24 protein-coding genes are annotated in these 24,544 nt (G+C 33.1%); 19 read left to right on the top strand and 5 right to left on the bottom strand.

The window, feature by feature from the left end; translation table 11 throughout:
* Nucleotides 1–7: 7 nt before the first annotated feature.
* From mutL to hfq, 8 genes are all read left to right on the top strand, one after another.
* Complete coding sequence (mutL, locus tag HMPREF2597_RS08025) at nucleotides 8–1,921, top strand: DNA mismatch repair endonuclease MutL (RefSeq protein ID WP_002478263.1); 1,914 nt, start codon at nucleotides 8–10, stop codon at nucleotides 1,919–1,921.
* A 14-nt stretch (nucleotides 1,922–1,935) separates the two neighbouring features.
* Nucleotides 1,936–2,469 (top strand): glycerol-3-phosphate responsive antiterminator, encoded by a 534-nt coding sequence (locus tag HMPREF2597_RS08020; RefSeq protein ID WP_002459245.1) that lies wholly within the window; start codon nucleotides 1,936–1,938, stop codon nucleotides 2,467–2,469.
* Nucleotides 2,470–2,798: 329 nt separating this feature from the next.
* Nucleotides 2,799–3,617, top strand: coding sequence for an MIP/aquaporin family protein (locus tag HMPREF2597_RS08015; RefSeq protein WP_002459244.1), 819 nt, complete (start codon nucleotides 2,799–2,801; stop codon nucleotides 3,615–3,617).
* Between the two features lie 92 nt (nucleotides 3,618–3,709).
* Nucleotides 3,710–5,209, top strand: a complete 1,500-nt coding sequence (glpK, locus tag HMPREF2597_RS08010) for a glycerol kinase GlpK (RefSeq protein ID WP_002478262.1) — start codon at nucleotides 3,710–3,712, stop codon at nucleotides 5,207–5,209.
* A gap of 142 nt (nucleotides 5,210–5,351) precedes the next feature.
* Nucleotides 5,352–7,025, top strand: coding sequence for a glycerol-3-phosphate dehydrogenase/oxidase (locus HMPREF2597_RS08005; protein ID WP_012990861.1), 1,674 nt, complete (start codon nucleotides 5,352–5,354; stop codon nucleotides 7,023–7,025).
* Nucleotides 7,026–7,276: 251 nt separating this feature from the next.
* Entirely contained in the window at nucleotides 7,277–8,212 is a 936-nt protein-coding gene (locus tag HMPREF2597_RS08000) for an alpha/beta hydrolase (RefSeq protein WP_012990859.1), read from the top strand.
* 6 nt (nucleotides 8,213–8,218) lie between these two features.
* Nucleotides 8,219–9,172 (top strand): tRNA (adenosine(37)-N6)-dimethylallyltransferase MiaA, encoded by a 954-nt coding sequence (gene miaA, locus HMPREF2597_RS07995; RefSeq protein ID WP_002478259.1) that lies wholly within the window; start codon nucleotides 8,219–8,221, stop codon nucleotides 9,170–9,172.
* Nucleotides 9,169–9,408, top strand: a complete 240-nt coding sequence (gene hfq, locus HMPREF2597_RS07990) for an RNA chaperone Hfq (RefSeq protein ID WP_002459238.1) — start codon at nucleotides 9,169–9,171, stop codon at nucleotides 9,406–9,408. Before miaA ends, hfq begins: the two co-directional genes overlap by 4 nt.
* A 160-nt stretch (nucleotides 9,409–9,568) precedes the next feature.
* On the opposite strand, the gene HMPREF2597_RS07985 is transcribed toward hfq, so the two are convergent.
* Nucleotides 9,569–10,045 carry a glutathione peroxidase gene (locus HMPREF2597_RS07985; protein ID WP_002459237.1) on the bottom strand — a complete coding sequence of 159 codons (477 nt, stop codon included), beginning with the start codon at nucleotides 10,043–10,045 and terminating at the stop codon, nucleotides 9,569–9,571.
* A 110-nt stretch (nucleotides 10,046–10,155) separates the two neighbouring features.
* Between HMPREF2597_RS07985 and hflX the strand changes: the two genes are divergently transcribed.
* The 4 genes from hflX to glnA all read left to right on the top strand — a co-directional run bounded on the left by hflX (nucleotide 10,156) and on the right by glnA (nucleotide 14,778).
* Nucleotides 10,156–11,394: a GTPase HflX gene (gene hflX, locus HMPREF2597_RS07980; RefSeq protein WP_002478258.1), complete on the top strand. Its 1,239-nt coding sequence runs from the start codon at nucleotides 10,156–10,158 to the stop codon at nucleotides 11,392–11,394.
* A gap of 18 nt (nucleotides 11,395–11,412) precedes the next feature.
* Complete coding sequence (locus HMPREF2597_RS07975; protein WP_002478257.1) at nucleotides 11,413–12,651, top strand: methionine gamma-lyase family protein; 1,239 nt, start codon at nucleotides 11,413–11,415, stop codon at nucleotides 12,649–12,651.
* A 428-nt stretch (nucleotides 12,652–13,079) separates the two neighbouring features.
* A complete protein-coding gene (locus tag HMPREF2597_RS07970; RefSeq protein ID WP_012990857.1) occupies nucleotides 13,080–13,418 on the top strand; it encodes a MerR family transcriptional regulator in 339 nt (112 codons plus the stop codon).
* A 19-nt stretch (nucleotides 13,419–13,437) separates the two neighbouring features.
* The gene (glnA, locus tag HMPREF2597_RS07965; RefSeq protein WP_002478255.1) at nucleotides 13,438–14,778 is read left to right on the top strand and encodes a type I glutamate--ammonia ligase; all 1,341 of its coding nucleotides are present in this window, start codon (nucleotides 13,438–13,440) and stop codon (nucleotides 14,776–14,778) included.
* A gap of 393 nt (nucleotides 14,779–15,171) precedes the next feature.
* Here glnA and HMPREF2597_RS07960 read toward each other — a convergent pair whose 3' ends face one another.
* Complete coding sequence (locus HMPREF2597_RS07960; protein WP_002459231.1) at nucleotides 15,172–16,197, bottom strand: threonine aldolase family protein; 1,026 nt, start codon at nucleotides 16,195–16,197, stop codon at nucleotides 15,172–15,174.
* A gap of 230 nt (nucleotides 16,198–16,427) precedes the next feature.
* On the opposite strand from HMPREF2597_RS07960, the gene cls reads away from it, so the two are divergent.
* The 5 genes from cls to HMPREF2597_RS07935 all read left to right on the top strand — a co-directional run bounded on the left by cls (nucleotide 16,428) and on the right by HMPREF2597_RS07935 (nucleotide 21,370).
* The gene (gene cls, locus HMPREF2597_RS07955; protein ID WP_002478254.1) at nucleotides 16,428–17,909 is read left to right on the top strand and encodes a cardiolipin synthase; all 1,482 of its coding nucleotides are present in this window, start codon (nucleotides 16,428–16,430) and stop codon (nucleotides 17,907–17,909) included.
* 154 nt (nucleotides 17,910–18,063) lie between these two features.
* Nucleotides 18,064–18,936, top strand: a complete 873-nt coding sequence (locus HMPREF2597_RS07950) for an ABC transporter ATP-binding protein (RefSeq protein WP_070817262.1) — start codon at nucleotides 18,064–18,066, stop codon at nucleotides 18,934–18,936.
* Nucleotides 18,933–19,664, top strand: coding sequence for an ABC transporter permease (locus HMPREF2597_RS07945; RefSeq protein ID WP_002459228.1), 732 nt, complete (start codon nucleotides 18,933–18,935; stop codon nucleotides 19,662–19,664). Before HMPREF2597_RS07950 ends, HMPREF2597_RS07945 begins: the two co-directional genes overlap by 4 nt.
* On the top strand, nucleotides 19,665–20,771 hold the full coding sequence (locus tag HMPREF2597_RS07940) for a sensor histidine kinase (protein WP_002478252.1): 1,107 nt from the start codon (nucleotides 19,665–19,667) through the stop codon (nucleotides 20,769–20,771). It abuts the gene before it with no gap.
* Nucleotides 20,768–21,370, top strand: coding sequence for a response regulator transcription factor (locus HMPREF2597_RS07935; protein ID WP_002459226.1), 603 nt, complete (start codon nucleotides 20,768–20,770; stop codon nucleotides 21,368–21,370). Before HMPREF2597_RS07940 ends, HMPREF2597_RS07935 begins: the two co-directional genes overlap by 4 nt.
* On the opposite strand, the gene HMPREF2597_RS07930 is transcribed toward HMPREF2597_RS07935, so the two are convergent.
* Nucleotides 21,371–21,556 carry a hypothetical protein gene (locus tag HMPREF2597_RS07930; RefSeq protein ID WP_002478251.1) on the bottom strand — a complete coding sequence of 62 codons (186 nt, stop codon included), beginning with the start codon at nucleotides 21,554–21,556 and terminating at the stop codon, nucleotides 21,371–21,373.
* 233 nt (nucleotides 21,557–21,789) lie between these two features.
* Entirely contained in the window at nucleotides 21,790–21,981 is a 192-nt protein-coding gene (locus tag HMPREF2597_RS07925) for a hypothetical protein (RefSeq protein ID WP_002459224.1), read from the bottom strand.
* Nucleotides 21,982–22,119: 138 nt separating this feature from the next.
* Between HMPREF2597_RS07925 and HMPREF2597_RS07920 the strand changes: the two genes are divergently transcribed.
* The gene (locus tag HMPREF2597_RS07920) at nucleotides 22,120–22,662 is read left to right on the top strand and encodes a thermonuclease NucI (protein WP_002459223.1); all 543 of its coding nucleotides are present in this window, start codon (nucleotides 22,120–22,122) and stop codon (nucleotides 22,660–22,662) included.
* Between the two features lie 80 nt (nucleotides 22,663–22,742).
* On the opposite strand, the gene HMPREF2597_RS07915 is transcribed toward HMPREF2597_RS07920, so the two are convergent.
* Nucleotides 22,743–23,600 (bottom strand): NERD domain-containing protein, encoded by an 858-nt coding sequence (locus HMPREF2597_RS07915; RefSeq protein WP_002478250.1) that lies wholly within the window; start codon nucleotides 23,598–23,600, stop codon nucleotides 22,743–22,745.
* Nucleotides 23,601–23,914: 314 nt separating this feature from the next.
* On the opposite strand from HMPREF2597_RS07915, the gene HMPREF2597_RS07910 reads away from it, so the two are divergent.
* Nucleotides 23,915–24,493, top strand: a complete 579-nt coding sequence (locus tag HMPREF2597_RS07910) for a hypothetical protein (RefSeq protein WP_002459221.1) — start codon at nucleotides 23,915–23,917, stop codon at nucleotides 24,491–24,493.
* Nucleotides 24,494–24,544: the final 51 nt, after the last annotated feature.

Genomic DNA, 24,544 nt, shown 5'->3' with positions numbered 1-24,544 from the left:
AAATGAAATGGGAAAAATAAAAGAGTTACAAACCTCTTTAGCTAATAAAATTGCAGCTGGCGAAGTAGTTGAGAGACCTAGTTCAGTAGTAAAAGAATTATTAGAAAATGCAATCGATGCTGATGCAACTGAAATTAATGTAGAAGTTGAAGAATCTGGTATCTCGTCGATTCGTGTAGTTGATAATGGCTCAGGTATAGAGGCCGACGATTTAAATTTAGTGTTTCATAGACATGCTACAAGTAAGCTGCATGATGATGACGATTTGTTTCATATACGAACATTAGGATTTAGAGGCGAAGCATTAGCAAGTATCTCTTCTGTTGCAAAGGTTACTTTAACGACGTGTACTGATAACGAACAAGGTCATGAGATTTATGCTGAAAATGGTCAAATCGTGTATAAAAAGCCTGCGAAAGCTAGAAAAGGTACAGATGTTAAAGTCGAGTCATTATTTTATAACACGCCGGCACGTTTAAAATATATTAAAAGTTTATATACCGAATTGGGTAAAATAACTGATATTGTGAATCGTATGGCAATGAGTCATCCAGATATTCGTTTTTCTTTAGTATCAGATGGTAAAATAATGTTGCAAACAAATGGTTCTGGAAAAACAAATGAGGTTATGGCTGATATTTATGGTATGAAAGTAGCTAAAGATTTAGTTCATATTACTGGTGATACAAGTGATTACCATATAGAAGGTTACGTGGCTAAACCTGAACATTCTAGAAGCAATAAACATTATATTTCTATCTTTATTAATGGTCGTTATATTAAAAATTTCATTCTTAATAAAGCGATTGTTGAAGGTTATCACACGTTGATGATGATTGGTCGTTATCCAATTTGTTATATTAATATTAAAATGGATCCTATACTAGTAGATGTTAATGTACATCCCACAAAATTAGAAGTGCGATTGTCAAAAGAGGAGCAGTTGTATCAACTTATCGTTGAAAAGATAAGAGAGGCATTCCATGATCGGATTTTAATACCACAAAATAAATGGGATGAGAAGCCGAAAAAGAATAAAGTTCTGCATACATTTGAACAACAACAAATGGATTTTGAGAAACAACGACAAAATACTAACTCAAATGACACATCTAGTGAACGAGCTTCAAATGAATTAGAACAGACAACGACATCTGATGATTTCAATGAGGAAACAGTGCAACCAGTTGACTCTACTTATAATAAACGAAATTCAAATGATGATTACTTTGAACGACAAAAAGAATTTTTGTCTGAGCTAGAAAATAGTACATCTAGCAATAGTTCATTATTGGAACAAGAAGATATTAAAGGTACGATTAGTAAGACACCATCGCGTCGTGTCCCTTATATGGAAATTGTTGGTCAAGTACATGGAACTTATATTATTGCACAAAATGAAAATGGCATGTTTATGATAGATCAGCACGCTGCTCAAGAACGGATAAAATATGAATATTTTAGAGATAAAATAGGAGAGGTTACTAATGAGGTACAAGATTTACTTATACCTATGACCTTTCATTTTTCAAAAGATGAACAAATCATTATAAACCAATATCAATCGGAGTTAGATAAAGTAGGCGTGCATTTAGAGCATTTTGGAGGTAGTGACTATATTGTAAATAGCTATCCAGTATGGTTGCCGAAAGCAGATGTTGAAGACATTATTAAAGATATGATTGAGTTAGTATTAGAACATAAAAAAATTGATATAAAAAAATTGCGCGAAGATGCTGCAATTATGATGAGCTGTAAGAAGTCAATTAAAGCAAATCACTATCTTAAAATAAATGAAATGGCAGATTTAATTGATCAGTTAAGAAAAGCCGAAGATCCATTTACATGTCCACACGGAAGACCTATTATTATTAACTTTTCAAATTATGAATTAGAAAAACTATTTAAAAGAGTTGTTTAGAAAGGACAGTGCGCATGAATGATAATGTTTTACCGGCAATTAGAAATATGAAAGATTTAGAAAAGCTGACAGAAACCGACTATAAATCTTGTGTCCTTCTAGATATGCATATAGGACATTTGAAAAGTGTTATGGAACTATTAGCACAGCATGATATCTCAGCATACATTCATGTTGATTTGATTAAAGGTATGAGTCATGATGAATTTGCTTGTGAATATATTATTCAAACCTATCAACCCAAAGGTATTGTTTCTACCAAAACAAAAGTGATTCAAAAAGCCAAATCATTAAATAAAACAACGATATTTAGAGTATTTATTATTGATAGCCAAGCATTAAATCGAAGTATTAGATTAATACAAAAGGTTCAGCCTGATTATGTAGAAGTATTACCAGGTGTTGCCAGTAAAATTGTAAAAATAATTAAACAAAGTACAAAGACAGAAGTTATCGCTGGTGGTTTGATTAGCGAAAAAAGAGAAATTGAGGAAGCTGTGTCAAATGGGGCGAGCTATGTAACTACTAGTGATCGCAGTCTTTGGTAGTTTATCAATATAACCTATGATATTAAGAATGATATTAAATGATTAACCAATAAAAATGATAAGTTTAATGATGTGTAGGTAATGAGATTAATTATATGTGGCGGGCAATAAAGTAAACCTTGACTTTGAGCCCGCTGCTTGCTTAAATAAAAAATTGTTGTAATTTTCAAATATTAGAGTAAATATAAGACTCGATTTAAAACAAAATATTGACAACGCTTACATGTCGATAGTATGATAGTCCCAAGTTAATAATAGAATAAGAGACGAGGAGATTTCTACAATGAGGTATGCATTGTGGAGATTTTTTTGTTTAGGAGGTTATTTTAATGAATGTATACGTAGCAGAATTTTTAGGTACTGCTATATTAATTTTGTTTGGTGGTGGCGTGTGCGCAAATGTTAATTTAAAGCGGACATTGGGACACAAGTCAGACTGGATAGTTATTTCGTTTGGATGGGGATTGGCCGTGACGATGGGGGTCTATGCAGTTGGTAATATTTCAGGCGCACATTTAAACCCAGCAGTTACTGTTGCTTTAGCCATGGATGGTAGTTTTAGTTGGACACAATTACCTGGTTATATTTTGGCACAAATGTTAGGTGGCATTGTCGGAGGTGTTCTAGTGTGGCTTATGTACTTGCCTCATTGGAAAGCAACTGATGATCAAGGCGCTAAATTAGGCGTCTTTTCAACTGGTCCAGCTATCAAAAATTATATGGCCAATTTTATTAGTGAGATTATTGGAACTACCATTTTGACAATGGGAATTTTATTTATAGGTATCAATAAGATTGCTGATGGGCTAAATCCCATCATTATTGGAAGTTTAATTATAGCTATTGGTCTAAGCCTAGGTGGTACAACTGGTTATGCTATTAATCCAGCACGTGATTTAGGACCGCGTATTGCTCACGCATTGTTACCTATTGCAGGTAAAGGCGCATCTAATTGGGCGTATGCAATTGTTCCGGTTCTTGGACCTATCGCTGGTGGAATGCTAGGTGCCGCATTATATCAGTTGTTCTATAAAGGACATTTAACTACAATATCGATTATTGGCATTATTGTAGTTATATTAACTGTAATACTAGGTTTTGTTTTAAATAAAATTGTGCAAAGTGATGATATTGAAACGATTTATTAATTAATAATAAAATTGTGTTAGTATTGGCATGATTTAGTAGTTATTTCATTTGTACAGTTTCTAAGCTAAAAGACTAAAGGAGTGGCCATTAAATGGAAAAGTATATTTTATCAATTGATCAAGGAACTACAAGTTCTCGTGCCATTTTATTTAACAAAGATGGAGAAATCAAAGGGATTTCACAACGAGAATTCAAACAATATTTCCCACAATCTGGGTGGGTAGAACACGATGCGAATGAAATTTGGACGTCGGTGTTATCAGTTATGGCTGAAGTATTAAATGAGAATAATGTCAATGCCAATCAGATTGAGGGGATTGGTATTACAAATCAACGTGAAACGGCAGTTGTTTGGGATAAAAATACAGGACGTCCTATTTATCATGCTATCGTATGGCAATCACGTCAAACACAAGGAATTTGTCAAGAATTAAAAGAACAAGGACATGAGGAAAAATTCCGTGATCGTACTGGATTATTATTAGATCCTTATTTCGCTGGTACGAAAGTAAAATGGATTTTAGACCATGTTGAAGGGGCACGCGAAAAAGCAGCTAATGGTGAATTGTTATTTGGAACTATAGATTCGTGGCTTGTGTGGAAACTATCTGGTAAAGAAGCACATGTTACTGATTATACCAATGCTAGCCGTACCTTAATGTTCAATATTTATGATTTAAAATGGGACGACGAATTACTTGAAATTTTGGATGTTCCACGCAATATGTTACCGGAAGTCAAAGCTTCAAGTGAAATTTATGCGAAAACAATTAGTTACCATTTCTTTGGTCAAGAAGTGCCGATTAGTGGTATTGCCGGAGATCAACAAGCTGCTTTATTTGGTCAAGCATGTTTTGATCGTGGAGATGTGAAAAATACATATGGCACTGGTGGCTTTATGTTAATGAATACAGGTGAAAAGGCTGTTAAATCTGAAAGTGGTTTATTGACGACGATTGCATATGGTCTTGATGGCAAAGTGAACTATGCGTTAGAAGGTTCTATCTTTGTATCAGGTTCGGCTATTCAATGGTTACGAGATGGTTTAAGAATGATTAATTCTGCACCGCAAAGTGAAAATTATGCGACACGTGTAGAATCAACTGAAGGGGTTTATGTCGTACCTGCATTTGTAGGATTAGGAACACCATACTGGGATGCTGATGCACGAGGTGCAATATTCGGATTAACACGTGGCACAGAAAAAGAACACTTTATACGAGCTACTTTAGAATCATTATGCTATCAAACACGAGATGTTATGGAAGCGATGTCTAAAGATTCTAATATAGAAGTTAACAACTTACGTGTCGATGGCGGCGCAGTAAAAAATAATTTCTTAATGCAATTCCAAGCGGATATTGTGGATACGCCAGTGGAAAGACCGGAAATTCAAGAAACAACGGCGTTAGGTGCAGCATATTTAGCTGGATTAGCTGTTGGTTTTTGGGATAGTAAAGATGAAATTGCACATCGTTGGAAACTAGAAAAAGAATTCGAACCACAAATGGAAGATCAAGAACGAACTAAGCTTTATAAAGGATGGAAAAAAGCAGTCGAGGCAACACAAATTTTCAAACTTGAACAATAAACTATGAAATAGACGTAGTGTTTTAATTTGTGTTATACTTTTAATAAGTTAATATTTATCTTGAGAAGAAGAGATCTGTTTGACAGTACTTTGTATTGGGACAGGTCTCTCTTTTTTTATCTAATATAGGAGGGGTATGACGATGACATTATCAACGTTAAAAAGAGAAGCAATCAAACAAAATTTAAAGCATAAAGATTATGATGTGGTAATTATTGGTGGAGGTATTACGGGCGCAGGTATTGCTTTAGATGCAAGCCAGCGTGGAATGAAGGTCGCATTAGTAGAAATGCAAGACTTTGCACAAGGAACGAGCTCACGCTCAACGAAGCTTGTTCACGGAGGTTTACGTTATTTAAAACAACTACAAGTAGGTGTCGTAGCTGAAACGGGTAAAGAGCGCGCCATTGTTTATGAAAATGGTCCACACGTTACAACTCCGGAATGGATGCTGTTACCTATGCATAAGGGTGGAACTTTTGGCAAATTTAGCACATCAATTGGTTTAGCAATGTATGACCGATTAGCAGGTGTTAAAAAAGCAGAGCGTAAAAAAATGTTATCTAAAAAAGAAACCTTGGCTAAAGAACCTCTAGTTAAAAAAGCAGGGTTAAAAGGCGGAGGCTACTATGTAGAATATCGCACGGATGATGCTAGATTAACAATTGAAGTTATAAAAAAAGCTGCCGAACAAGGTGCAGATATCATAAATTATACGAAATCAGAACACTTTATTTACGATACAAAACGCAAAGTGAATGGCGTAGAAGTTAAAGATCAACTTTCAAATGAAACTTATCAAATTAAAGCAAAAAAAGTAATCAATGCTGCTGGACCATGGGTTGATGAAGTAAGAAGCGGTGATTATGCTAGAAATAATAAACAATTACGTCTTACTAAAGGTATTCATGTAGTTATTGATCAATCTAAATTTCCATTACAACAAGCGGTATATTTCGATACAGAGAATGACGGACGCATGATTTTTGCCATACCACGTGAAGGTAAAGCATATGTAGGTACTACAGATACATTTTATGATAATGACAAAGCATCACCTTTAGTGACACAAGAAGATCGAGATTATATTATAGACGCTATTAATTATATGTTCCCCGATGTTCAAGTGACGGATAGTGATATTGAATCTACATGGGCTGGTGTGCGTCCATTAATTTTAGAAGAAGGCAAAGATCCTTCAGAAATATCACGTAAAGATGAAGTATGGGAAGGAGATTCAGGTCTTCTAACAATTGCAGGCGGTAAACTCACAGGATATCGTCATATGGCATTGGATATAGTTAACTTATTAGCTAAGCGATTGAAGCAGCAATATGGTTTAACATTCGATGCGTGTGCAACGAAACATTTACCAATTTCTGGTGGTGACGTTGGTGGAAGTAAGAACTTTAATCAATTTGTTGAACAAAAAGTCCAAGAAGCAAAAGCATTCCATATCGATGAAAATGTTGCACGACGTCTTGCTTCAAAATACGGATCTAATGTAGATCAATTGTTTAATATTGCACAAACTGCACAATTGCACGATATTGATTTACCACTTGAAATTTATGTTGAACTTATTTATAGTGTTCAAAATGAAATGGTATATAAACCAACCGACTTCTTGGTACGCCGAACAGGTAAATTGTATTTTAATATTCAAGATGTTTTAGCCTATAAAGCAGGTGTTATCGAAGTGTTAAGTAATTTATTGAACTATACGCCTGCGCAGAAGATGCAATTCACTGCTGAACTAGATCAAGCTATTGATGAGGCTCAAACTGGCAATGATCAACCTGCTGTAAAAGCATAAGTATTATGTATAAAAATATTGTTATATAAACAAGTAACACCTTGAAAAGTAGTCGGAGGTCTAATTTTCAGGGTGTTATTTCTTGTGTAATAATATAGGCGTTTTTACTAATTATTTTGAAGATAATGAGCTTTGGCTAAGCTTTTCAACAAAAGCAAACCATTTGATAACAGTGATAAGTAAAGGTATATTAAAATATAACACTGAATTTTATACATAGTACATGATATTTCATTTTAGGGGGCATATATGTGAGCCAAGGCACGTTTTATATCACCGTTGAAGATGGCACAATGTTGGAAGTTAAACTTAATAAAGCGCATAAGACCACAATTGGCGTAGTACATATTTTTCATGGTATGGCAGAGCATATGGATAGATATGATAATTTAGTCCATGCATTTAATCTACATGGTTACGACGTGATTCGTCACAATCATCGAGGACATGGAAAGGAAATAACGATTAATGAACGCGGCCACTATGATGATTTGCGTATTGTAGCTCAAGATGCAGAAGAAATCGCACGGACAATATATGGTGACTTTGGCAAATTGCCATATATTGTTTTGGGTCACTCAATGGGGTCTATTATTGCGCGTCGTTTTGTTGAACAATACCCTGATGTTGCTGATGGCTTAATTTTGACGGGGACAGGTCAATTTCCATTATGGAAAGCCATTCCAGCAGCAGTTAGTCTTAAACTTATAGCTTTATGCCTAGGTAGAAGAAAGCGTCTAAAATGGGTAAATCAACTTGTTTATAAATCATTTAATAAACGTATCGACAATCCTCAAACGCCAAGCGATTGGCTATCTTCTCAACGTGCAGAAGTAGATAAATATGTTGAAGATGAATACTGTGGCTTTTTAGTGTCTAATCAACTTATCTATCAAACGGTTAAATATATGATGGTGACATCATGGAAAAAAGAACTCAAGAAGATAAATAGTAAGCTACCGATTTTGTTGATATCAGGTAAGGAAGATCCATTTGGTGATTACGGCAAAGGTGTGCGCAAGCTAGGACGAAAATTTAAACGAGCAGGTATAAAACATATCACGGTACAACTATATAAATTCAAAAGACATGAAATATTATTTGAAGATAATTATGATTTAACATGGAATCACATGTTTGAATGGATTGAAAAACATATTTTGAAGCGAACAAACGAGAGAGGATAGTAAAATATGATGAGCAAAAAGCCGTTTATCGTTGTTGTCGTTGGTCCAACGGCATCAGGGAAAACTGAATTGAGTGTCGCCCTAGCTAAGAAAATAAATGGTGAAGTGATTAGTGGCGATTCAATGCAAGTGTACAGACAAATGGATATAGGTACAGCAAAAGTAACACAAGAAGAAATGGAAGGTGTACCGCATCATCTTATCAATATTTTAAATCCAGATGAAGCCTTTTCGGCATACGAATTTAAAAAACGTGCAGAACAATGCATCGCAGATATCACTGCGAGAGGGAAAATTCCTATTATTGCAGGCGGTACAGGTTTGTATATTCAATCACTGATTTATAATTATCCATTTGAAAAGGAAGAAATTACAGCTGAAAAGAAACGTGAAGTCGCAAAAAAAATGAATGCATTAGAAGAATTAGATAATGATCATTTACATCAATATTTAAAAACATTTGATTCAAAATCTGCTTTAGAAATACACCCTAATAATCGAAAAAGAGTGCTTAGGGCAATAGAATATTATTTAAAAACAGAAAAACTTTTAAGTTCACGCAAGAAAGTTCAACAATTTACAGAAAATTATGATACATTATTAGTAGGGATTGAAATGTCGCGTGAAACATTATATTTTAAAATAAATAAACGAGTTGATATTATGTTGACCAACGGATTATTTAGGGAAGTGGAAGCACTGCTTGAATCAGGATATGAGCATGAACAGAGCATGCAAGCAATTGGCTATAAAGAGCTAATTCCTGTGGTCAAAGGTGAAGAAACATTGTCTTATGCAGTTGATAAATTGAAACAGCATTCGAGACAATATGCCAAAAGACAACTGACTTGGTTCAAGAATAAGATGAAAGTGCGATGGTTAGATAAAGAGAACATGTCGCTTCAAATGATGTTAGATGAGATTACAACCCAAATAAATAAAAGGAGTTCTGTAAAATGATTGCAAATCACAACATCCAAGACCAAACACTAGAAAATTTTAAAGTGAATCAAACAGAAGTCACTGTCTTCTTCTTAAATGGTTTCCAAATGAAAGGTGTTATTGAAGACTTTGACAAATATGTTGTCAACATCGTATCTCAAGGTAAACAACATTTGATTTACAAACATGCGATCAGTACTTTTGCTGTAGATACAGAAGGCTCAGACACTGTTGAAACAAACAGCGAAGAATAGGTTATAAGCTTACAAGCTTTTAATCATCATATCTAAGTAAGCGAAGTATTCGGTTACTACACATGTTTACAAACATAGGCGATAACACATTAAAATAATATCGTTAGTTGTTTGTAAAAAGCATCCAGCTCGCTAAAAACGAACTGGATGCCTTTTTGTGTTATAAAAGAGCTTCAATTGCTTCATGTAATTGTGCAGGTTTCTTTTGAGGAGAAAAACGTTTAACCACATGACCTTGACGATCAACTAAAAACTTCGTAAAATTCCATTTAATTTTCTCATTAAACATACCATGTTGCGCGTCAGTTAAAAATCTAAATAATGGATGTTGATGCTCTCCCTTTACATCAATTTTTTCGTGAATAGGGAATGTGACACCATAATTAATTTTACAATTTTGATTAGCTTCAGCACCAGAACCAGGTTCTTGACCACCGAATTGATTACATGGAAAACCTAATACGACAAGACCTTGTTCTTTGTATTTATCATAAATCTCTTGAAGTCCTTCAAATTGAGGTGTAAAACCACACTCACTTGCAGTATTCACGATGAGCATGACGTCCCCTTTATATTTTTCTAATTTATAGTCTTTACCATCTGAAGTTTGAACGACAATATCATAAATATTTTCCATTCTATTCACCCTTTCAATTTATCTTTAATTTAACATAATTTATGCAGATAGTCTTAAATAAAGCACTGTGTTAGAATGATTTGAGTAGCAAGATTAAGGAGATGCATACTATGGTGCAACAAGCAGCATATAGCACACAACAGAAACGAGAAACTGCAGTTCTAGTCGGTGTAAATGCCCAAGTAGATAATCAATTTGATTATGATTCAACTATGCAAGAATTACAGGCCTTATCACAGACATGCCAGCTTGAAGTGGTTAGTCAAATAACACAAAATCGACAACAAGTTGATCATAAATATTATGTTGGTAAAGGTAAAATCGATGAAATTAAAGCATTTATTGATTTACATGATATAGATGTCGTTGTAGCAAATGATGAATTAACGACAGCACAGTCCAAAAGTTTAAATGATGCGTTAGATGTTAAGATTATTGACCGCACACAACTTATACTAGAAATTTTTGCATTACGTGCTAAAAGCAAAGAAGGGAAGTTACAAGTTGAATTAGCACAGTTAGATTATTTACTACCTAGACTACAAGGACATGGAAAGAGTTTGTCACGTTTAGGTGGAGGAATAGGTACGAGAGGTCCTGGTGAAACCAAGTTAGAAATGGATCGACGACATATTCGAACACGAATAAATGAAATTAAACATCAATTACAGACAATAGTTGAACATCGAGAAAGATATCGAAATAAACGCGAGCAAAATCAAGTATTTCAAATAGCATTAGTTGGCTATACTAATGCAGGTAAATCGTCATGGTTTAATGTATTGTCTGGTGAAAGTACTTATGAGCAAAATCTATTGTTTGCTACGCTAGACCCTAAAACTAGACAAATCCAGCTAAATGAAGGATTTAATGTGATAATTACGGACACAGTAGGATTTATTCAAAAACTACCAACAACTTTAGTAGCTGCATTTAAATCCACTTTAGAAGAAGCCAAAAATGCTGATATATTATTACATATAGTTGATGCGAGCCACCCTGAATTTCGCTCACAATACGAAACAGTCAATCAGTTAATTCAAGAATTAGATATGGACCAAATTCCACAAGTTGTACTGTTTAACAAAAGAGATTTATGTCCTTCTACAATGGCTTTACCAATGTCATCATCATTATTTGAATTTGTATCGACACAGCATCATTCAGATATTACAAAGGTCAAAGCGTTGTTAATTAAACAAATAAAAGAAAGTTTAACTTATTATTCAGAAACAGTGGCAAGTTCCAATGCACAACGCATATACTTTTTGAAACAGCATACACTAATAGAAGAAATGAACTTTAATCCTCAAAACAATTGTTATGAGGTTACGGGATATAGAAAATAACAAAAAGGAAGATTATACATGTCAGATTTAACACACACAATTGCAGAAGTAGAAGATATCTTAGCACCATTTTTTCAACAGATTGAAGACATTGCACTTTTGAATCAGGAAAAAGTACTAGCAGCATTTCATCATGTAAAAGCAACAGAAAGTGATTTACTAGGAACTACTGGTTATGGATATGATGATATTGGAAGGCAGCATTTAGAAGAGATTTATGCACATACATTTCGAGCACAATCAGCTTTGGTGCGTCCGCAAATTATTTCAGGTACACATGCGATTACAATAGCGCTTCAAAGTATGTTAAAGCATGGAGATGAACTACTTTATATTACTGGAAGTCCATATGATACTTTATTAGAAGTTATAGGCGTCAATGGTAATGGTATCGAAAGTTTAAAAGAGCATGGCGTTAAATATCGTGATATTCCATTAAAAGATGGTGATATAGACACTTCACAAGTTTTGAGCACGATTACTGATAAAACAAAAGTAGTTGCTATACAACGCTCTAAAGGATATGATCAACGACCATCTCTTAATATTGATAAAATTGAATGCGCTATTCAAAAAATTAAAGCACAATATCCGCATGTTATTATTTTTGTAGATAATTGCTATGGCGAATTTGTTGAAACACGAGAACCAATTGAATGTGGTGCAGATTTAATGGCAGGATCACTGATTAAAAATCCTGGTGGTGGTTTAGCTAAAATTGGTGGTTACATCGCAGGTCGTGAAGATTTAATTGAACGTTGTGGCTATCGACTAACGGCACCTGGAATTGGGCGTGAAGCAGGGGCTTCGGTCTATGCACTTCATGAAATGTATCAAGGCTTCTTCTTAGCACCACACGTAGTGAGCCAAAGTTTGAAAGGCGCTTTATTTACGAGTCTTTTATTAGAGAAAATGCACATGCACACAACGCCCAAATATGATGTACCACGCACTGATTTAATCCAAACAGTACAATTTGAAACAAAAGAACAAATGATTTCTTTCTGTCAAAGTATTCAACATGCGTCACCTATAAATGCACATTTTAGTCCAGAGCCAAGTTACATGCCTGGTTATGAAGATGATGTCATTATGGCTGCAGGCACTTTTATCCAAGGTGCATCTATCGAATTATCTGCAGATGGTCCAATTCGTCCACCATATGAAGTTTATGTCCAAGGCGGTTTAACTTATGAGCACGTTAAGCTAGCGATTATTTATGCAGTAAAACAATTACAAGAGCAACAATTAGTATAGTCAGAAACATTTTAGAATATAAATGTAGTGGATTCAAATTGGAACACCAAAACTTTTTATTTGGATATGGTTCTTACAATATTGGGTAGCGTAGATTAATTTATATCAGGATTTTATACAAAAGGCACCTCGTTCATTTAGTTTAGTAAAGTTTATTAAATGATACGAAAGTGTCTTGTTTTTTTAAGCATTTCAATATAAGACGACATGTTAATACGTATTATTTATGGCGAGACTCCTGAAAGAGCAGTGTTAGCCTATTTTATAAACCACATGACTTCGTATGATTAAGATTAATGAAGTATTAACCATTCTATGTTAGAAAACCTGACATATTTTTGTATTATAAAAAAAAGTATGCTAAATTGTTAACAAGTTCAAAAGTAGAGGTGAGGTTATTAGTGTCTAATGATAAATTAAGGCGTAATATGGCCGTATTCTCTATGAGTGTTGTAAGTAAATTAACGGAATTATCAGCAAGACAAATCCGTTATTACGAAACACATGAACTGATAACGCCCGAACGAACAGCAGGAAATAAACGATTATTTTCAATGAATGATTTGGAACGACTTTTAGAGATTAAAGCGCTTTTAGAAAAGGGTTTTAACATCAAAGCAATCAAACAAATTATTTTAGATGATCAAGGGCATTTAACAACTGATGAACAAGAGACTAGAAAAAGAATGATTGTAGATGCAACGCAAAAACCCATAGGTGAAGCATTGCCAATAAATCGTGGAGATTTATCCAGATTTATTAAATAAAGTAGTGGAGGATTCAAATATGCCAAAACGTACATTCACAAAAGATGACATTCGTAAATTTACAAAAGAAGAAAATGTAAGATACTTACGCTTACAATTCACAGATATTTTAGGAACAATAAAAAATGTAGAAGTTCCAGTAAGCCAATTAGAAAAAGTGTTAGATAATGAAATGATGTTTGATGGTTCTTCAATTGAAGGATTTGTTCGTATTGAAGAATCAGATATGTATTTACATCCAGATTTAGATACATGGGTTATTTTCCCATGGACAGCAGGACAAGGTAAAGTAGCACGATTAATTTGTGACGTATATAAAACGGATGGTGAACCTTTTGAAGGGGATCCACGTGCGAACTTAAGACGTGTCTTGAAAGAAATGGAAGACATGGGTTATACAGACTTTAACCTTGGACCTGAACCAGAATTCTTCTTATTCAAATTAGATGAAAAAGGTGAACCAACACTTGAGTTAAATGACGATGGTGGATACTTCGATTTAGCACCAACTGACTTAGGTGAAAACTGCCGCCGTGATATCGTTTTAGAACTTGAAGACATGGGCTTTGATATTGAAGCAAGTCACCATGAAGTAGCACCTGGTCAACATGAAATTGATTTTAAATATGCAGATGCAATTTCAGCATGTGATAATATTCAAACATTCAAGTTAGTTGTAAAAACGATTGCACGTAAACATAATTTACACGCAACATTTATGCCAAAACCATTGTTCGGTGTAAACGGTAGCGGTATGCACTTCAATGTGTCATTATTCAAAGGTAAAGAAAATGCCTTCTATGATCCAAATGGTGAAATGCAATTAACAGATGACGCATATCATTTCACAGCTGGTATTTTAAATAATGCACGTGGCTTCACAGCTGTATGTAATCCGATTGTAAACTCATACAAACGCTTAGTACCAGGCTATGAAGCACCATGTTATATCGCATGGAGTGGTAAAAACCGTTCTCCATTGGTTCGTGTACCTTCATCAAGAGGGTTATCAACACGTATTGAAGTGCGTTCAGTAGATCCAGCGGCAAATCCTTATATGGCGCTTGCAGCTATTTTGCAAGCAGGGTTAGACGGTATTAAAAATAAAACAGAAGTACCAAAACCAGTGAACCAAAATATTTACGAAATGAATCGTGAAGAACGTGAAGCTGTTGGCATTCATGACCTTCCATCAACACTTTATACAGCATTAAAAGCAATGCGTGAAAATCCAACGATTAAAAAAGCATTGGGTAACCATATTTACAATCAATTTATTAATTCTAAATCAATTGAATGGGATTATTACAGAACCCAAGTTTCTGAATGGGAGCGCGACCAATACATGAAACAATATTAATCGCTAAGCAAACAGGGGACCGACTTAGGGATAACAAGGAGTTAAGGCACTTTGCCTTAGCTTCTTTTTTATATAAAAGTGGACAACTAACCTATAAAAGAAAGCTATTTTTTCATTGGATGGGCAACTATTGGGCAACTCATTTTAAAATACATTCTTGATATATTTCTCAAAATTTTCTTTAGCATCATCATTCATCTTAAATTATTACAAAATGTTTAGACTTGATTAGAAAAGGTGTATATACTCTTTCAAATCACCAAGGTAATACGTTTTAAACTATAAAAAAAGAGTAGATAACAAATATTGTCAAAAACATTGTTATCATACTCAAAAATGTTTAGACGGCTAATTCGATATATCTTCTTTAGTTAAAAATATAAGTATTTTCTATTATATTAATTCTAATAATTGATTGACATTTTCTTCAGTTGTTGCCCAACTTGTAGCAAATCTTACGACGCGATGATTTTCATCGTATTTTTCCCAAACTGCGAACTTTACTTTTTGTTGTAATTGTTGAATTTTCTCTTCGCTTAATATGAAAAATTGTTGATTCGTAGGTGAGTCGAAATAGACTCTGTAACCTTTGTCAATAAACCCTTTTTTCATTTTATTGGCCATGTGAATCGCATGACGACTGATGTCAAAATATAAATTGTTTGTAAATAATTCTAAAAATTGAATACCAACTAATCGTCCTTTAGCTAATAATGCACCGTGTTGTTTAATGCGTGTAGTGAAGTGTTTTGGTTCATTATATTGCGTAAAGACAATTGCTTCACCGCACAATGCACCAACTTTTGTGCCACCGATATAAAAAATATCACAATACTTTGCAATATCTGTGATATCTACGTCAGTTGCGTCGCTCATTACGCCATAACCCAATCTAGCACCATCCATAAATAATGGTATTTGATGCTTACGACATACTTCTGACAAAGCTTGTAACTCACTTTTTGAATAGAGCGTACCATATTCTGTAGGATGTGATATATAAACCATTCCCGGAAAGGCCATATGTTCTTTTTTGAAATCACTATTAAATGTTTCCAAATATTGTTTCACTGATTCTGCTGTAATTTTTCCTTCGTTTGATTCTAACTCTATTACTTTGTGACCGCTGAATTCAATGGCTCCTCCTTCATGAACGGCAACATGTCCTGTATTGGCTGAAATCACAGCTTCGTACGGTTCTAATACTGTACTTATAACGACTTGATTGGTTTGTGTGCCACCAACTAAAAATCTTACAGTCGCATGTGGACAGTCAATAATTTCTCTAATTTTATCAGCTGCTTGTTGAGAAAATTGGTCGGCACCATAACCGGCTTCTTGCACCATATTTGTTTCTATAAGTCGTTGTAACACTTTTTCATGTGCACCCTCTAAATAATCGTTTTCAAATGAAATCATGAAATTCCCCCTTAAATTAACAGAACTTTCTGAAAATATAATATGACAATTATAGCGCATTTTTCGTTGGAAATAAATTAAATTTCGCAATTAAATAATTGTAAGCGTTTTAAAGTTGATGTTAAAAGATACAGTAGTTTGATATTTAAAACTAAAAAAGCTATTATTTAAATTAGTAAATAAATATGAATAATGAATATAAATGACGCTGAAAGAGGGAAAGATGAATTATGTTCTTAGGGGTAACGGGAAATTTAGGTATTATATTTACATTTTTGTTAATCATTGGCTTTATATTGAACTTGATTTTAGCATTTATTATTATCTTTTTAGAACGTAATAGACGAAGTGCTACGTCAACATGGGCATGGCTTTTTGTGCTGTTAGTATTGCCACTCATTGGCTTTGTTTTATATTTATTTTTTGGTCGAACTGTGTCAAAGCGTAAAATGGAAAAACATAATGGTAAGGAGCTTAATGCATTTAAGCAATTGATAGATGATCAGATAAAAAGTTTTGACAAACATAATTATGGTACTAGCAATGAACTAGTAACAACACATCATGATTTAGTTCGCATGTTGCTTATGAACCAAGATGGCTTTTTAACTGAAAATAATCAAGTGGATGTATTTACGGATGGGCATGAGTTGTTTGATCAAGTTATAGAAGATATATACAATGCTAAACACTACATTCATTTAGAATATTATACGTTTGAGTTAGATGGTTTAGGTAAACGTATTCTTGATGCTTTAGAAACGAAGTTAAAAGAAGGTTTAGAAGTAAAACTCCTTTATGATGATGTTGGTTCTAAAAAAGTTGGCTTATCTAAATTTAAGCAATTTAAAGCACTTGGAGGCGAAGTTGAAGCATTCTTTGCATCGAAGTTTCCATTAATTAATTTTAGAATGAATAATCGTAATCATCGTAAAATTATAGTCATAGATGGTCAAAAAGGCTATATTGGTGGTTTTAATATAGGAGATGATTATTTAGGATTGGGAAAATTAGGTTATTGGAGAGATACACATTTTAGAATTCAAGGTGATGCAGTTGATGCCTTGCAAGTAAGATTTATTTTAGATTGGAACTCTCAAGCACATCGTACTCAATTTGAATATGATAGTAAGTATTTTCCTAAAAAAGATTATGGAGATGGTCATACACCACTTCAAATTGTGGCAAGTAGTCCGGCAGAAGATTGGCATCAAATTGAATTTGGTTATACTAAAATGATTATGAGTGCTAAAAAATCGATTTACTTACAGACGCCTTATTTTATACCGGATAATGCTTATATTAATGCATTAAAAATGGCAGCGAGTACAGGGGTAGAAGTGCATCTTATGATACCATGCAAACCGGATCATCCTTTTGTTTATTGGGCGACTTTTTCTAATGCGGCCGCTCTATTAGATAGTGGGGTGCATATTCATACCTATCAAAATGGCTTTATTCATTCAAAATTATGTATGATTGATGATGAAGTAGTGTCTGTAGGTACAGCTAATATGGATTACAGAAGTTTTGAACTTAATTTTGAAGTCAATGCCTTTGTATATGATAAAACGATTGCACAGCAATTAAAAAAAGCTTATCAAGAAGATATCAAAAAATCTAAATTGTTAACTAAAGAAAAATATAACCAACGTTCATTAAAAATAAAAATAAAAGAAGACATTGCAAAGCTCGTATCACCAATTTTATAACAAGTAGTTAAAGTATTGGAGTATTACCACCTATTGAAATATTTTCAGTAGGTGTTTTTTATGACAAATGTCATTCTAACATGATGACATTTGCATCTAATATCAAACGTCATTCCTTGTTATTGTTGTAATAGTCAAACAAGAGGTGATATAGATGATTGAAGTAAAAGGTATAAAAAAACAATTTGGGAAAAAATTAGCGTTAAACGACATTAATTTGAAAATTCAAAATGGTAAATGTACGGCTTTTATCGGTAAAAATGGAGCGGGTAAATCAACATTGATTGATATTATTATTGGTAATTTAACTCCTAATGAAGGTCAAATTTTAGATAAGTCAGAATTATTAGACCCATCAAAAATGGCTATTTTATTTCAAAAGACGCAATTTCCCAAAATGATAAAAGTGAAAGAGTTATTTTACTTACATCACGCATTATATCCACAAGCAATGTCACTTAAGGCATTTAAAGCATTAACATTATTTGACGATGCTCAGTTAAATCAAATGGCCAATAAACTATCGGGTGGACAGCAACGGTTGCTAGATTTTGCCCTTGCATTGGTAGGGCATCCGCAATTACTCATTCTTGATGAACCAACAGCAGCAATGGATATAGAGACTAGAGAATATTTTTGGCAGGTGATTCAACATCTCAAAGATCAAGGAACAACTATTTTATATACGTCACACTACATTGAAGAAGTAGAGCGGATGGCTGATCATATTGTCTTATTAAAAAATGGTGTTATTCAAATGAACGACACGTTATCACAAATTCGCCAACAAGATGCGATGACATTTATTTATATACCTAAAAAATATCAAAAACAGCTTCATATTAATGAAAAGATACAAGAAACAAAGCAACAGCACATCATTAAAATATGTACCAAAGATGTTTCGCGAACGCTACAAGATTTGCAAAAACAGCAAGTAAATTTAAATGAGATTGAGATACATAAAGCATCATTACTTGAAATCATGTTTAAAGATAATCATTCAAAAGAGGTGGAAACATTATGACGATGACTTTATTAACAACGGAATTAAAAGTTCTTTTTAGAAAAAAAGTGTATCTAATTTTTTCGATTTTATTACCTTTATTCTTTTATCTTATTTTTACGTCAATTTTAGATTTACCTAAAGCTCAACAACAAGTGTTTAATAAAGAATATATGTATAGTATGGTAGTGTTTAGTTTATTGAACTTTTGTATGATGTCGTTTCCTTTAGATATGATAGAAGAACGTGCCAATGGATGGTATAAACGGTTAATGGTTACACCTATGTCAATATCACGTTATTACGGTGTAAAAGTTGTGCGAACGATGATACAATTTTTATTATCGATTGTTATCATTTTTGTCGTTGCACATTTCTCTAAAGACGTTACGATGAGTATTGCTGAGTGGATGTTATCAGGTATATTACTTTGGATTGGCGCAAGTTTATTTTTAACCTTTGGTCTTGTTATTGCCCAATTTGATGATACGCAAAAAGCAAGTAGTATAGCTAATATGATATGTATATTGCTTGCAATAGCAGGAGGACTTTGGTTCCCAACAACAACTTTCCCCGATTGGATGCAGCAAGTATCAAAGTGGATGCCAACCTACCATTTAAAAGCGATTGCATATGACTTAAGTAAAGGTAGCGGAATCAATGTACAATCATTTAGTATTATATTTATATATAGTATATTTGCCTTAATCATTGCATTGTGGATAAATCATAGAAAAGATGTGTCTTAAATGAAAGAACGTTCAGTAACTATATTTTTAGCAGAAAAAATAACGCCACTCATTTATTTGATATTTCCAATATTGGCTACGTTTTCAGATGATATAACACGATCTAAAGTTGAATATGTAAGCATTGTTATTGTATTTACTATCACATATATGATGATTATTTTTGGTTACACTAAGTGGCGAAATAATTGGCTTTTTATATTGTTTATTATACATTATGCGATTTTAATATATTTCGTATTTTGTAATACACCTATGAACACGTTATTTTTCTTTTTTAGTGCGTTTGCTTTGCCATTTATGTTAAAAGTAGGCATAAAATCTAAATTTTTTGTCTTATTTTGCATGGCGCTAGCAGCAGCTCTAATGATGCAATACTATATAGATCAAAGTCATATGTTTGTTTTATTAGTGTATTATTTAGTCATTTTAATGATGTGTCTAGGCAATATCCGAGCTGTTCATGAAAGACATTTAAAAGATCAATTAAATGCTAAAAATGAATATATTAATATGTTGATTACTGAAAAAGAAAGAAATCGTATAGGTCAAGATTTGCATGATACACTAGGTCATGTGTTTGCAGGGATGACATTGAAAGCAGAACTAGCTACAAAATTAATTGACCAGCAACCAGAACAGGCAAAAGAAGAAATTGAAGCACTGGCAGATTTATCACGTCAAACATTGACTAAAGTTAGAGCAATTATCGAAGATTTAAAAACACAAACGTTTGATGAAGAGGTTCATGCTGTCGAACATGTATTAAAAGATGCGAATATTTCTTTTGATTTTTATAATGCTAATATTGCCAAGACGATGAGCCCTGTACGTCAATCTACATTAGCAATGATATTAAGAGAAGCAATAAATAATATTATTAAGCATGCGCATGCGACCAAAGTAGAAGGAAACTTAATAAACAAACAAGAGAAAATTATATTATGTGTATCGGATAATGGTCAAGGTATGCGACAACCAGAAACTGTTCGTTTAAATAGTATAGAACAACGTGTTGCATATTTAAAAGGAACATTAGTTATTCATTCTAGTAAACAACAAGGAACGACCATTGAAGTTCATATTCCAAGAGGTGAGCAACTATGATTTCAGTTATTGTAGCGGAAGACCAAACAATGTTAAGGCAAGCGATGGTTCAATTACTTAATATGAGCGATGATATTAAAGTGGTAGAACAATTTGGCGATGGCGCTTCTGCATTAAGATATATCCAAAAGCACAGTCCTCAAGTAGCTATATTGGATATTGAGATGCCTGAGATGACGGGGCTGGAAGTCCTTGCTAAAGTGAGAGAAGGAAACGATTCAACTAAGATTATTATCGTAACGACATTTAAAAGACCAGGTTATTTTGAAAAAGCGGTTGCGAATGATGTAGACGCATATGTGCTTAAAGAACGTTCTGTTGATGATTTGATTGGCACGATAAAAAAAGTAATAACAGGGGAAAAGGAATACAGTGCTTCACTCATGACATCAATGATTTCTAATATGAATCCACTCACACACAAAGAACAAATTGTCTTAAGAGAAATTGGGCTGGGCCTCAGCAGTAAAGAAATCGCAAATAAATTGTATTTGTCGGACGGAACAGTGAGAAATTATACATCAGCTATTATTGATAAGATGGAGGCGGACAATCGCTTTGAAGCTTGGAAAAAAGCGTTTGAAAAAGGTTGGGTTTAATTATTTTGTAACTACTTTTTGGTTGCTAGACATTTTATCAACATGTTCAGCCAAAAGTCTCAAAACGTGTGCTACTTTGTCAGGTGGTGTATCACTAGCTAACGTATGTTTAAATGTGTAGCCTTCTTGTGTTTTTACGCAGTATACAAGAGCATCAGTTTCAATAATAATATCCATAATTTCCATTTTAAACACCTCATATCCCATTTGAATTTAATCACAGTCTAAAAACTTAACTTTTAAAATATTTTTCGTAAGAAAGTTCGTCTTTTAGTATCTTTACTTATATATACCACATTTTGAATAAAAATAACATTATTAAACTTTAATCTACAATTTTAAATCAAAAAAATGCCTTCAAAAGCTTGAAATTAGCTTTTGAAGGCATTATAGAAGAAAAACTATTTGTTGCGTGATGATTATTTATTATTACGCTTATTTATGATGTTTTGGATAAGATAAACTAGAAAACCTACGAATACCCCTAGTAGTATAGCGACTACAATTGATACGATGATAGGTAATTTAAAAATGATTTGGAGAATAACTCCTACAATTATAGCAATGACAGCTCCAATGATGGTAACGAGGCTCTCATTTTGTTCGCTCATAATATTCACTCCCAACTTTCAATAATATTATATCATGCTTTAAATAGAAGTGAATGGAATAACAGTGTAATTTCATATTGACCTTGATGAAGTTAATTAGATATGATAATTGAGTAAATTTAAAATGAGGAGCAACTAATGAAATCCAAAAAGTCAAAATCAATTGTTATTTTTGTGGTCATAGTACTTATTGTCTTAGGTTTTCAATATATTAATCATACAGGACCTTTTCAATCTCTGTTATCACAATCTAAACAGCAATCATCTACTGATTTAAAAGGAAAGGAAAAAGTTCATATTATACGTGTAGTTGATGGTGATACCTTTGTAGCTCGTAATAGCAAAGGCCAGCAGCTTAAAATTCGTTTAATCGGCGTTGATACGCCTGAAACAGTGAAACCTAATACACCTGTACAGCCATACGGTAAAGAAGCATCGCATTTTAGTAAAAAGAACTTAACCAATAAAGATGTTTATCTGGAATATGATAAAGAAAAAAATGATCGCTATGGACGTGTTTTAGCATATGTTTGGCTGGATAAAGATACATTATTTAATGAGCTATTAGTAAAAGAAGGGTTAGCTAAAGAAAAATACTTTGCACCTAATGGAAAATATAGAGACGTCTTTATCAAAGCACAAAACGAGGCGCAAAAGAAAAAAATCAATCTTTGGAGTTAGAAAAAGCCAGGAATGCCCATCTGCTTATGTGATTGTGGTTACATCACTTTATGAGAGGTGCATTTCCGGCTTTTTAATTATTAATCAAAACTTTTTGCAATGGTTTCGACTTGTTCTTTAGTCAGTGGATGTTTTGACAACTCTATAGCATGTCCAATGACGGATTTTAATGAAGATTTTGTAGAAACAGTATCTACATATTTTCCTCTTTCATCTGATCCTTCAATTATATTGACACTACCATCATTAAAGTACACAACACCAATACTTTGAATTTTGTGATTGAAGTGGTTTTCAATGCCGTCTTTTAATGTTTTAGAGTTCAGTGCTGCCTGTTGATAAGGATCTACGTCATAAAAATCAAAAATAACACGATTACTTTGTATTTTTTCAATAAACGTATATATTTCTTGACGTGTTGAATTAAATTGGCTGTGATACTGCTTGGCAATGTAATGTCCAATGACTTGATCAATTGAACTAAAGCTAGATAAATTTAATTCATCCTTTACAGATGCGTCAAAATGGTAAAATGTTTTTTGCTTCCAATTTTTGACATCGATATTGATTAGACCTACATCTGAGACAACGATAAAGTCAAATGTTCTTAAATACTCGAAGAATGGATGTTTTGTAGCTAATTTACTTGTCTGAATAATTTCGTAGTATTTTAGCTGGCCATTCTTTTTGAAACTTTCAAGTATTTCTTTGACTTCACGTTTTGCATTTTTCTTAGCATGTGTGCTGACATCGTTATTAGAACTTAACATTTGATTTTTGAGTTCAGTATTTTCATTACTGAGAATCGCGTTCTTAGAAGTGAGTTGATTTTTAGCGTATACTTCTGTATCAATTCTACTTTGCATGTAGCGATGATGTAGTATAGAAGCTAAAATGAGTATCACTAATAAAATAATAAGCACTATTGACAAGGTCATTATTTATCACCTTACTCTGTTTATTTTGTATTGTTATATCATTAAAATACTCCTGATTATTAAAGATATTTTAATCATACAAATACACTGTAAATTATATACAGTTTAATTTATTAATTCAATCAATGCGTAGACAAAATGTGTAGCTTATTAAATATCTAAAGTTCAAATTAAAGCCAAAGTAACTATATATATAATTATAGGTAAATATGAAGTAACATGCAGTTTACCAAAAGTTCACAATTCAAAAATTGAAAATGTAGTACGAGCAAGTTATAATTGAGTAATGAAAGCGTTTCCTAAGGAGGGGTCGAATGGCTAAATTACAGGATTACAAAGCTAAGGACTTAGTAAATATTTTACTTGATAACTGTCCACAAGCTTTTAAATTTCATGGAGAAGTAGCCATGCAATTATTTTTGAATAATCAATTTGATCTTCCTTCTATAGTTGATTTATGTGTAGAGCGTAAGCATTTAACAGAAGTGATTACAGCTTTGCCTAATGATATTAAATTAACATACTATAATAAAAACAATCATGTTTTAGATACGAGTCAACTTGTTATTACAGAGGTCGTTCATATTACTGTAATGAACAACACTAGTTTATTATTAAATATATTTATATATGATGTAGCGAATGGTGAATGGATTTTTAGATTAGATAATCATGTGAGATTGCCTCAAAATAATATTTATTTCCATTCTTTGACATGGAATGTGGATTATATTAAACCAGAAATTGTACTAATGTATGATTTTTTAGATAATCAAAATTATCACCAATCTTCTAGTTATAAAAAAGTATTAGATGCATTAAGCTATTATCAATTTGTTATTTTACAGACTGTAGTAGGCGAAGATAAAATTAAAAAATGTCTTAATGAGTAATCAAACAAAATAACATATCGGGAAATATCATTTGTAGGAATAAGTATTGAA

Origin of the sequence: Staphylococcus sp. HMSC063A07 (assembly GCF_001836955.1) — a bacterium.
In the GTDB taxonomy this organism is placed as follows: domain Bacteria; phylum Bacillota; class Bacilli; order Staphylococcales; family Staphylococcaceae; genus Staphylococcus; species Staphylococcus lugdunensis.
This window is presented reverse-complemented; position numbering and strand designations above follow the sequence as displayed.

What these genes read in the sequence shown, in the direction of transcription:
- hflX (WP_002478258.1), top strand. Translation starts at nt 10,156, where the DNA reads ATGGTGCAACAAGCAGCATATAGCACACAACAGAAACGAGAAACTGCA.
- HMPREF2597_RS07975 (WP_002478257.1), top strand. Translation starts at nt 11,413, where the DNA reads ATGTCAGATTTAACACACACAATTGCAGAAGTAGAAGATATCTTAGCA.
- HMPREF2597_RS07940 (WP_002478252.1), top strand. Translation starts at nt 19,665, where the DNA reads ATGAAAGAACGTTCAGTAACTATATTTTTAGCAGAAAAAATAACGCCA.
- HMPREF2597_RS07950 (WP_070817262.1), top strand. Translation starts at nt 18,064, where the DNA reads ATGATTGAAGTAAAAGGTATAAAAAAACAATTTGGGAAAAAATTAGCG.
- glnA (WP_002478255.1), top strand. Translation starts at nt 13,438, where the DNA reads ATGCCAAAACGTACATTCACAAAAGATGACATTCGTAAATTTACAAAA.
- glpK (WP_002478262.1), top strand. Translation starts at nt 3,710, where the DNA reads ATGGAAAAGTATATTTTATCAATTGATCAAGGAACTACAAGTTCTCGT.
- cls (WP_002478254.1), top strand. Translation starts at nt 16,428, where the DNA reads ATGTTCTTAGGGGTAACGGGAAATTTAGGTATTATATTTACATTTTTG.
- mutL (WP_002478263.1), top strand. Translation starts at nt 8, where the DNA reads ATGGGAAAAATAAAAGAGTTACAAACCTCTTTAGCTAATAAAATTGCA.
- HMPREF2597_RS07960 (WP_002459231.1), bottom strand. Translation starts at nt 16,197, where the DNA reads ATGATTTCATTTGAAAACGATTATTTAGAGGGTGCACATGAAAAAGTG.
- hfq (WP_002459238.1), top strand. Translation starts at nt 9,169, where the DNA reads ATGATTGCAAATCACAACATCCAAGACCAAACACTAGAAAATTTTAAA.
- HMPREF2597_RS07935 (WP_002459226.1), top strand. Translation starts at nt 20,768, where the DNA reads ATGATTTCAGTTATTGTAGCGGAAGACCAAACAATGTTAAGGCAAGCG.
- HMPREF2597_RS07970 (WP_012990857.1), top strand. Translation starts at nt 13,080, where the DNA reads ATGGCCGTATTCTCTATGAGTGTTGTAAGTAAATTAACGGAATTATCA.
- HMPREF2597_RS08005 (WP_012990861.1), top strand. Translation starts at nt 5,352, where the DNA reads ATGACATTATCAACGTTAAAAAGAGAAGCAATCAAACAAAATTTAAAG.
- HMPREF2597_RS07985 (WP_002459237.1), bottom strand. Translation starts at nt 10,045, where the DNA reads ATGGAAAATATTTATGATATTGTCGTTCAAACTTCAGATGGTAAAGAC.
- HMPREF2597_RS08020 (WP_002459245.1), top strand. Translation starts at nt 1,936, where the DNA reads ATGAATGATAATGTTTTACCGGCAATTAGAAATATGAAAGATTTAGAA.
- HMPREF2597_RS08015 (WP_002459244.1), top strand. Translation starts at nt 2,799, where the DNA reads ATGAATGTATACGTAGCAGAATTTTTAGGTACTGCTATATTAATTTTG.
- HMPREF2597_RS07945 (WP_002459228.1), top strand. Translation starts at nt 18,933, where the DNA reads ATGACGATGACTTTATTAACAACGGAATTAAAAGTTCTTTTTAGAAAA.
- HMPREF2597_RS07925 (WP_002459224.1), bottom strand. Translation starts at nt 21,981, where the DNA reads ATGAGCGAACAAAATGAGAGCCTCGTTACCATCATTGGAGCTGTCATT.
- HMPREF2597_RS07930 (WP_002478251.1), bottom strand. Translation starts at nt 21,556, where the DNA reads ATGGAAATTATGGATATTATTATTGAAACTGATGCTCTTGTATACTGC.
- HMPREF2597_RS07910 (WP_002459221.1), top strand. Translation starts at nt 23,915, where the DNA reads ATGGCTAAATTACAGGATTACAAAGCTAAGGACTTAGTAAATATTTTA.
- HMPREF2597_RS07915 (WP_002478250.1), bottom strand. Translation starts at nt 23,600, where the DNA reads ATGACCTTGTCAATAGTGCTTATTATTTTATTAGTGATACTCATTTTA.
- HMPREF2597_RS07920 (WP_002459223.1), top strand. Translation starts at nt 22,120, where the DNA reads ATGAAATCCAAAAAGTCAAAATCAATTGTTATTTTTGTGGTCATAGTA.
- miaA (WP_002478259.1), top strand. Translation starts at nt 8,219, where the DNA reads ATGATGAGCAAAAAGCCGTTTATCGTTGTTGTCGTTGGTCCAACGGCA.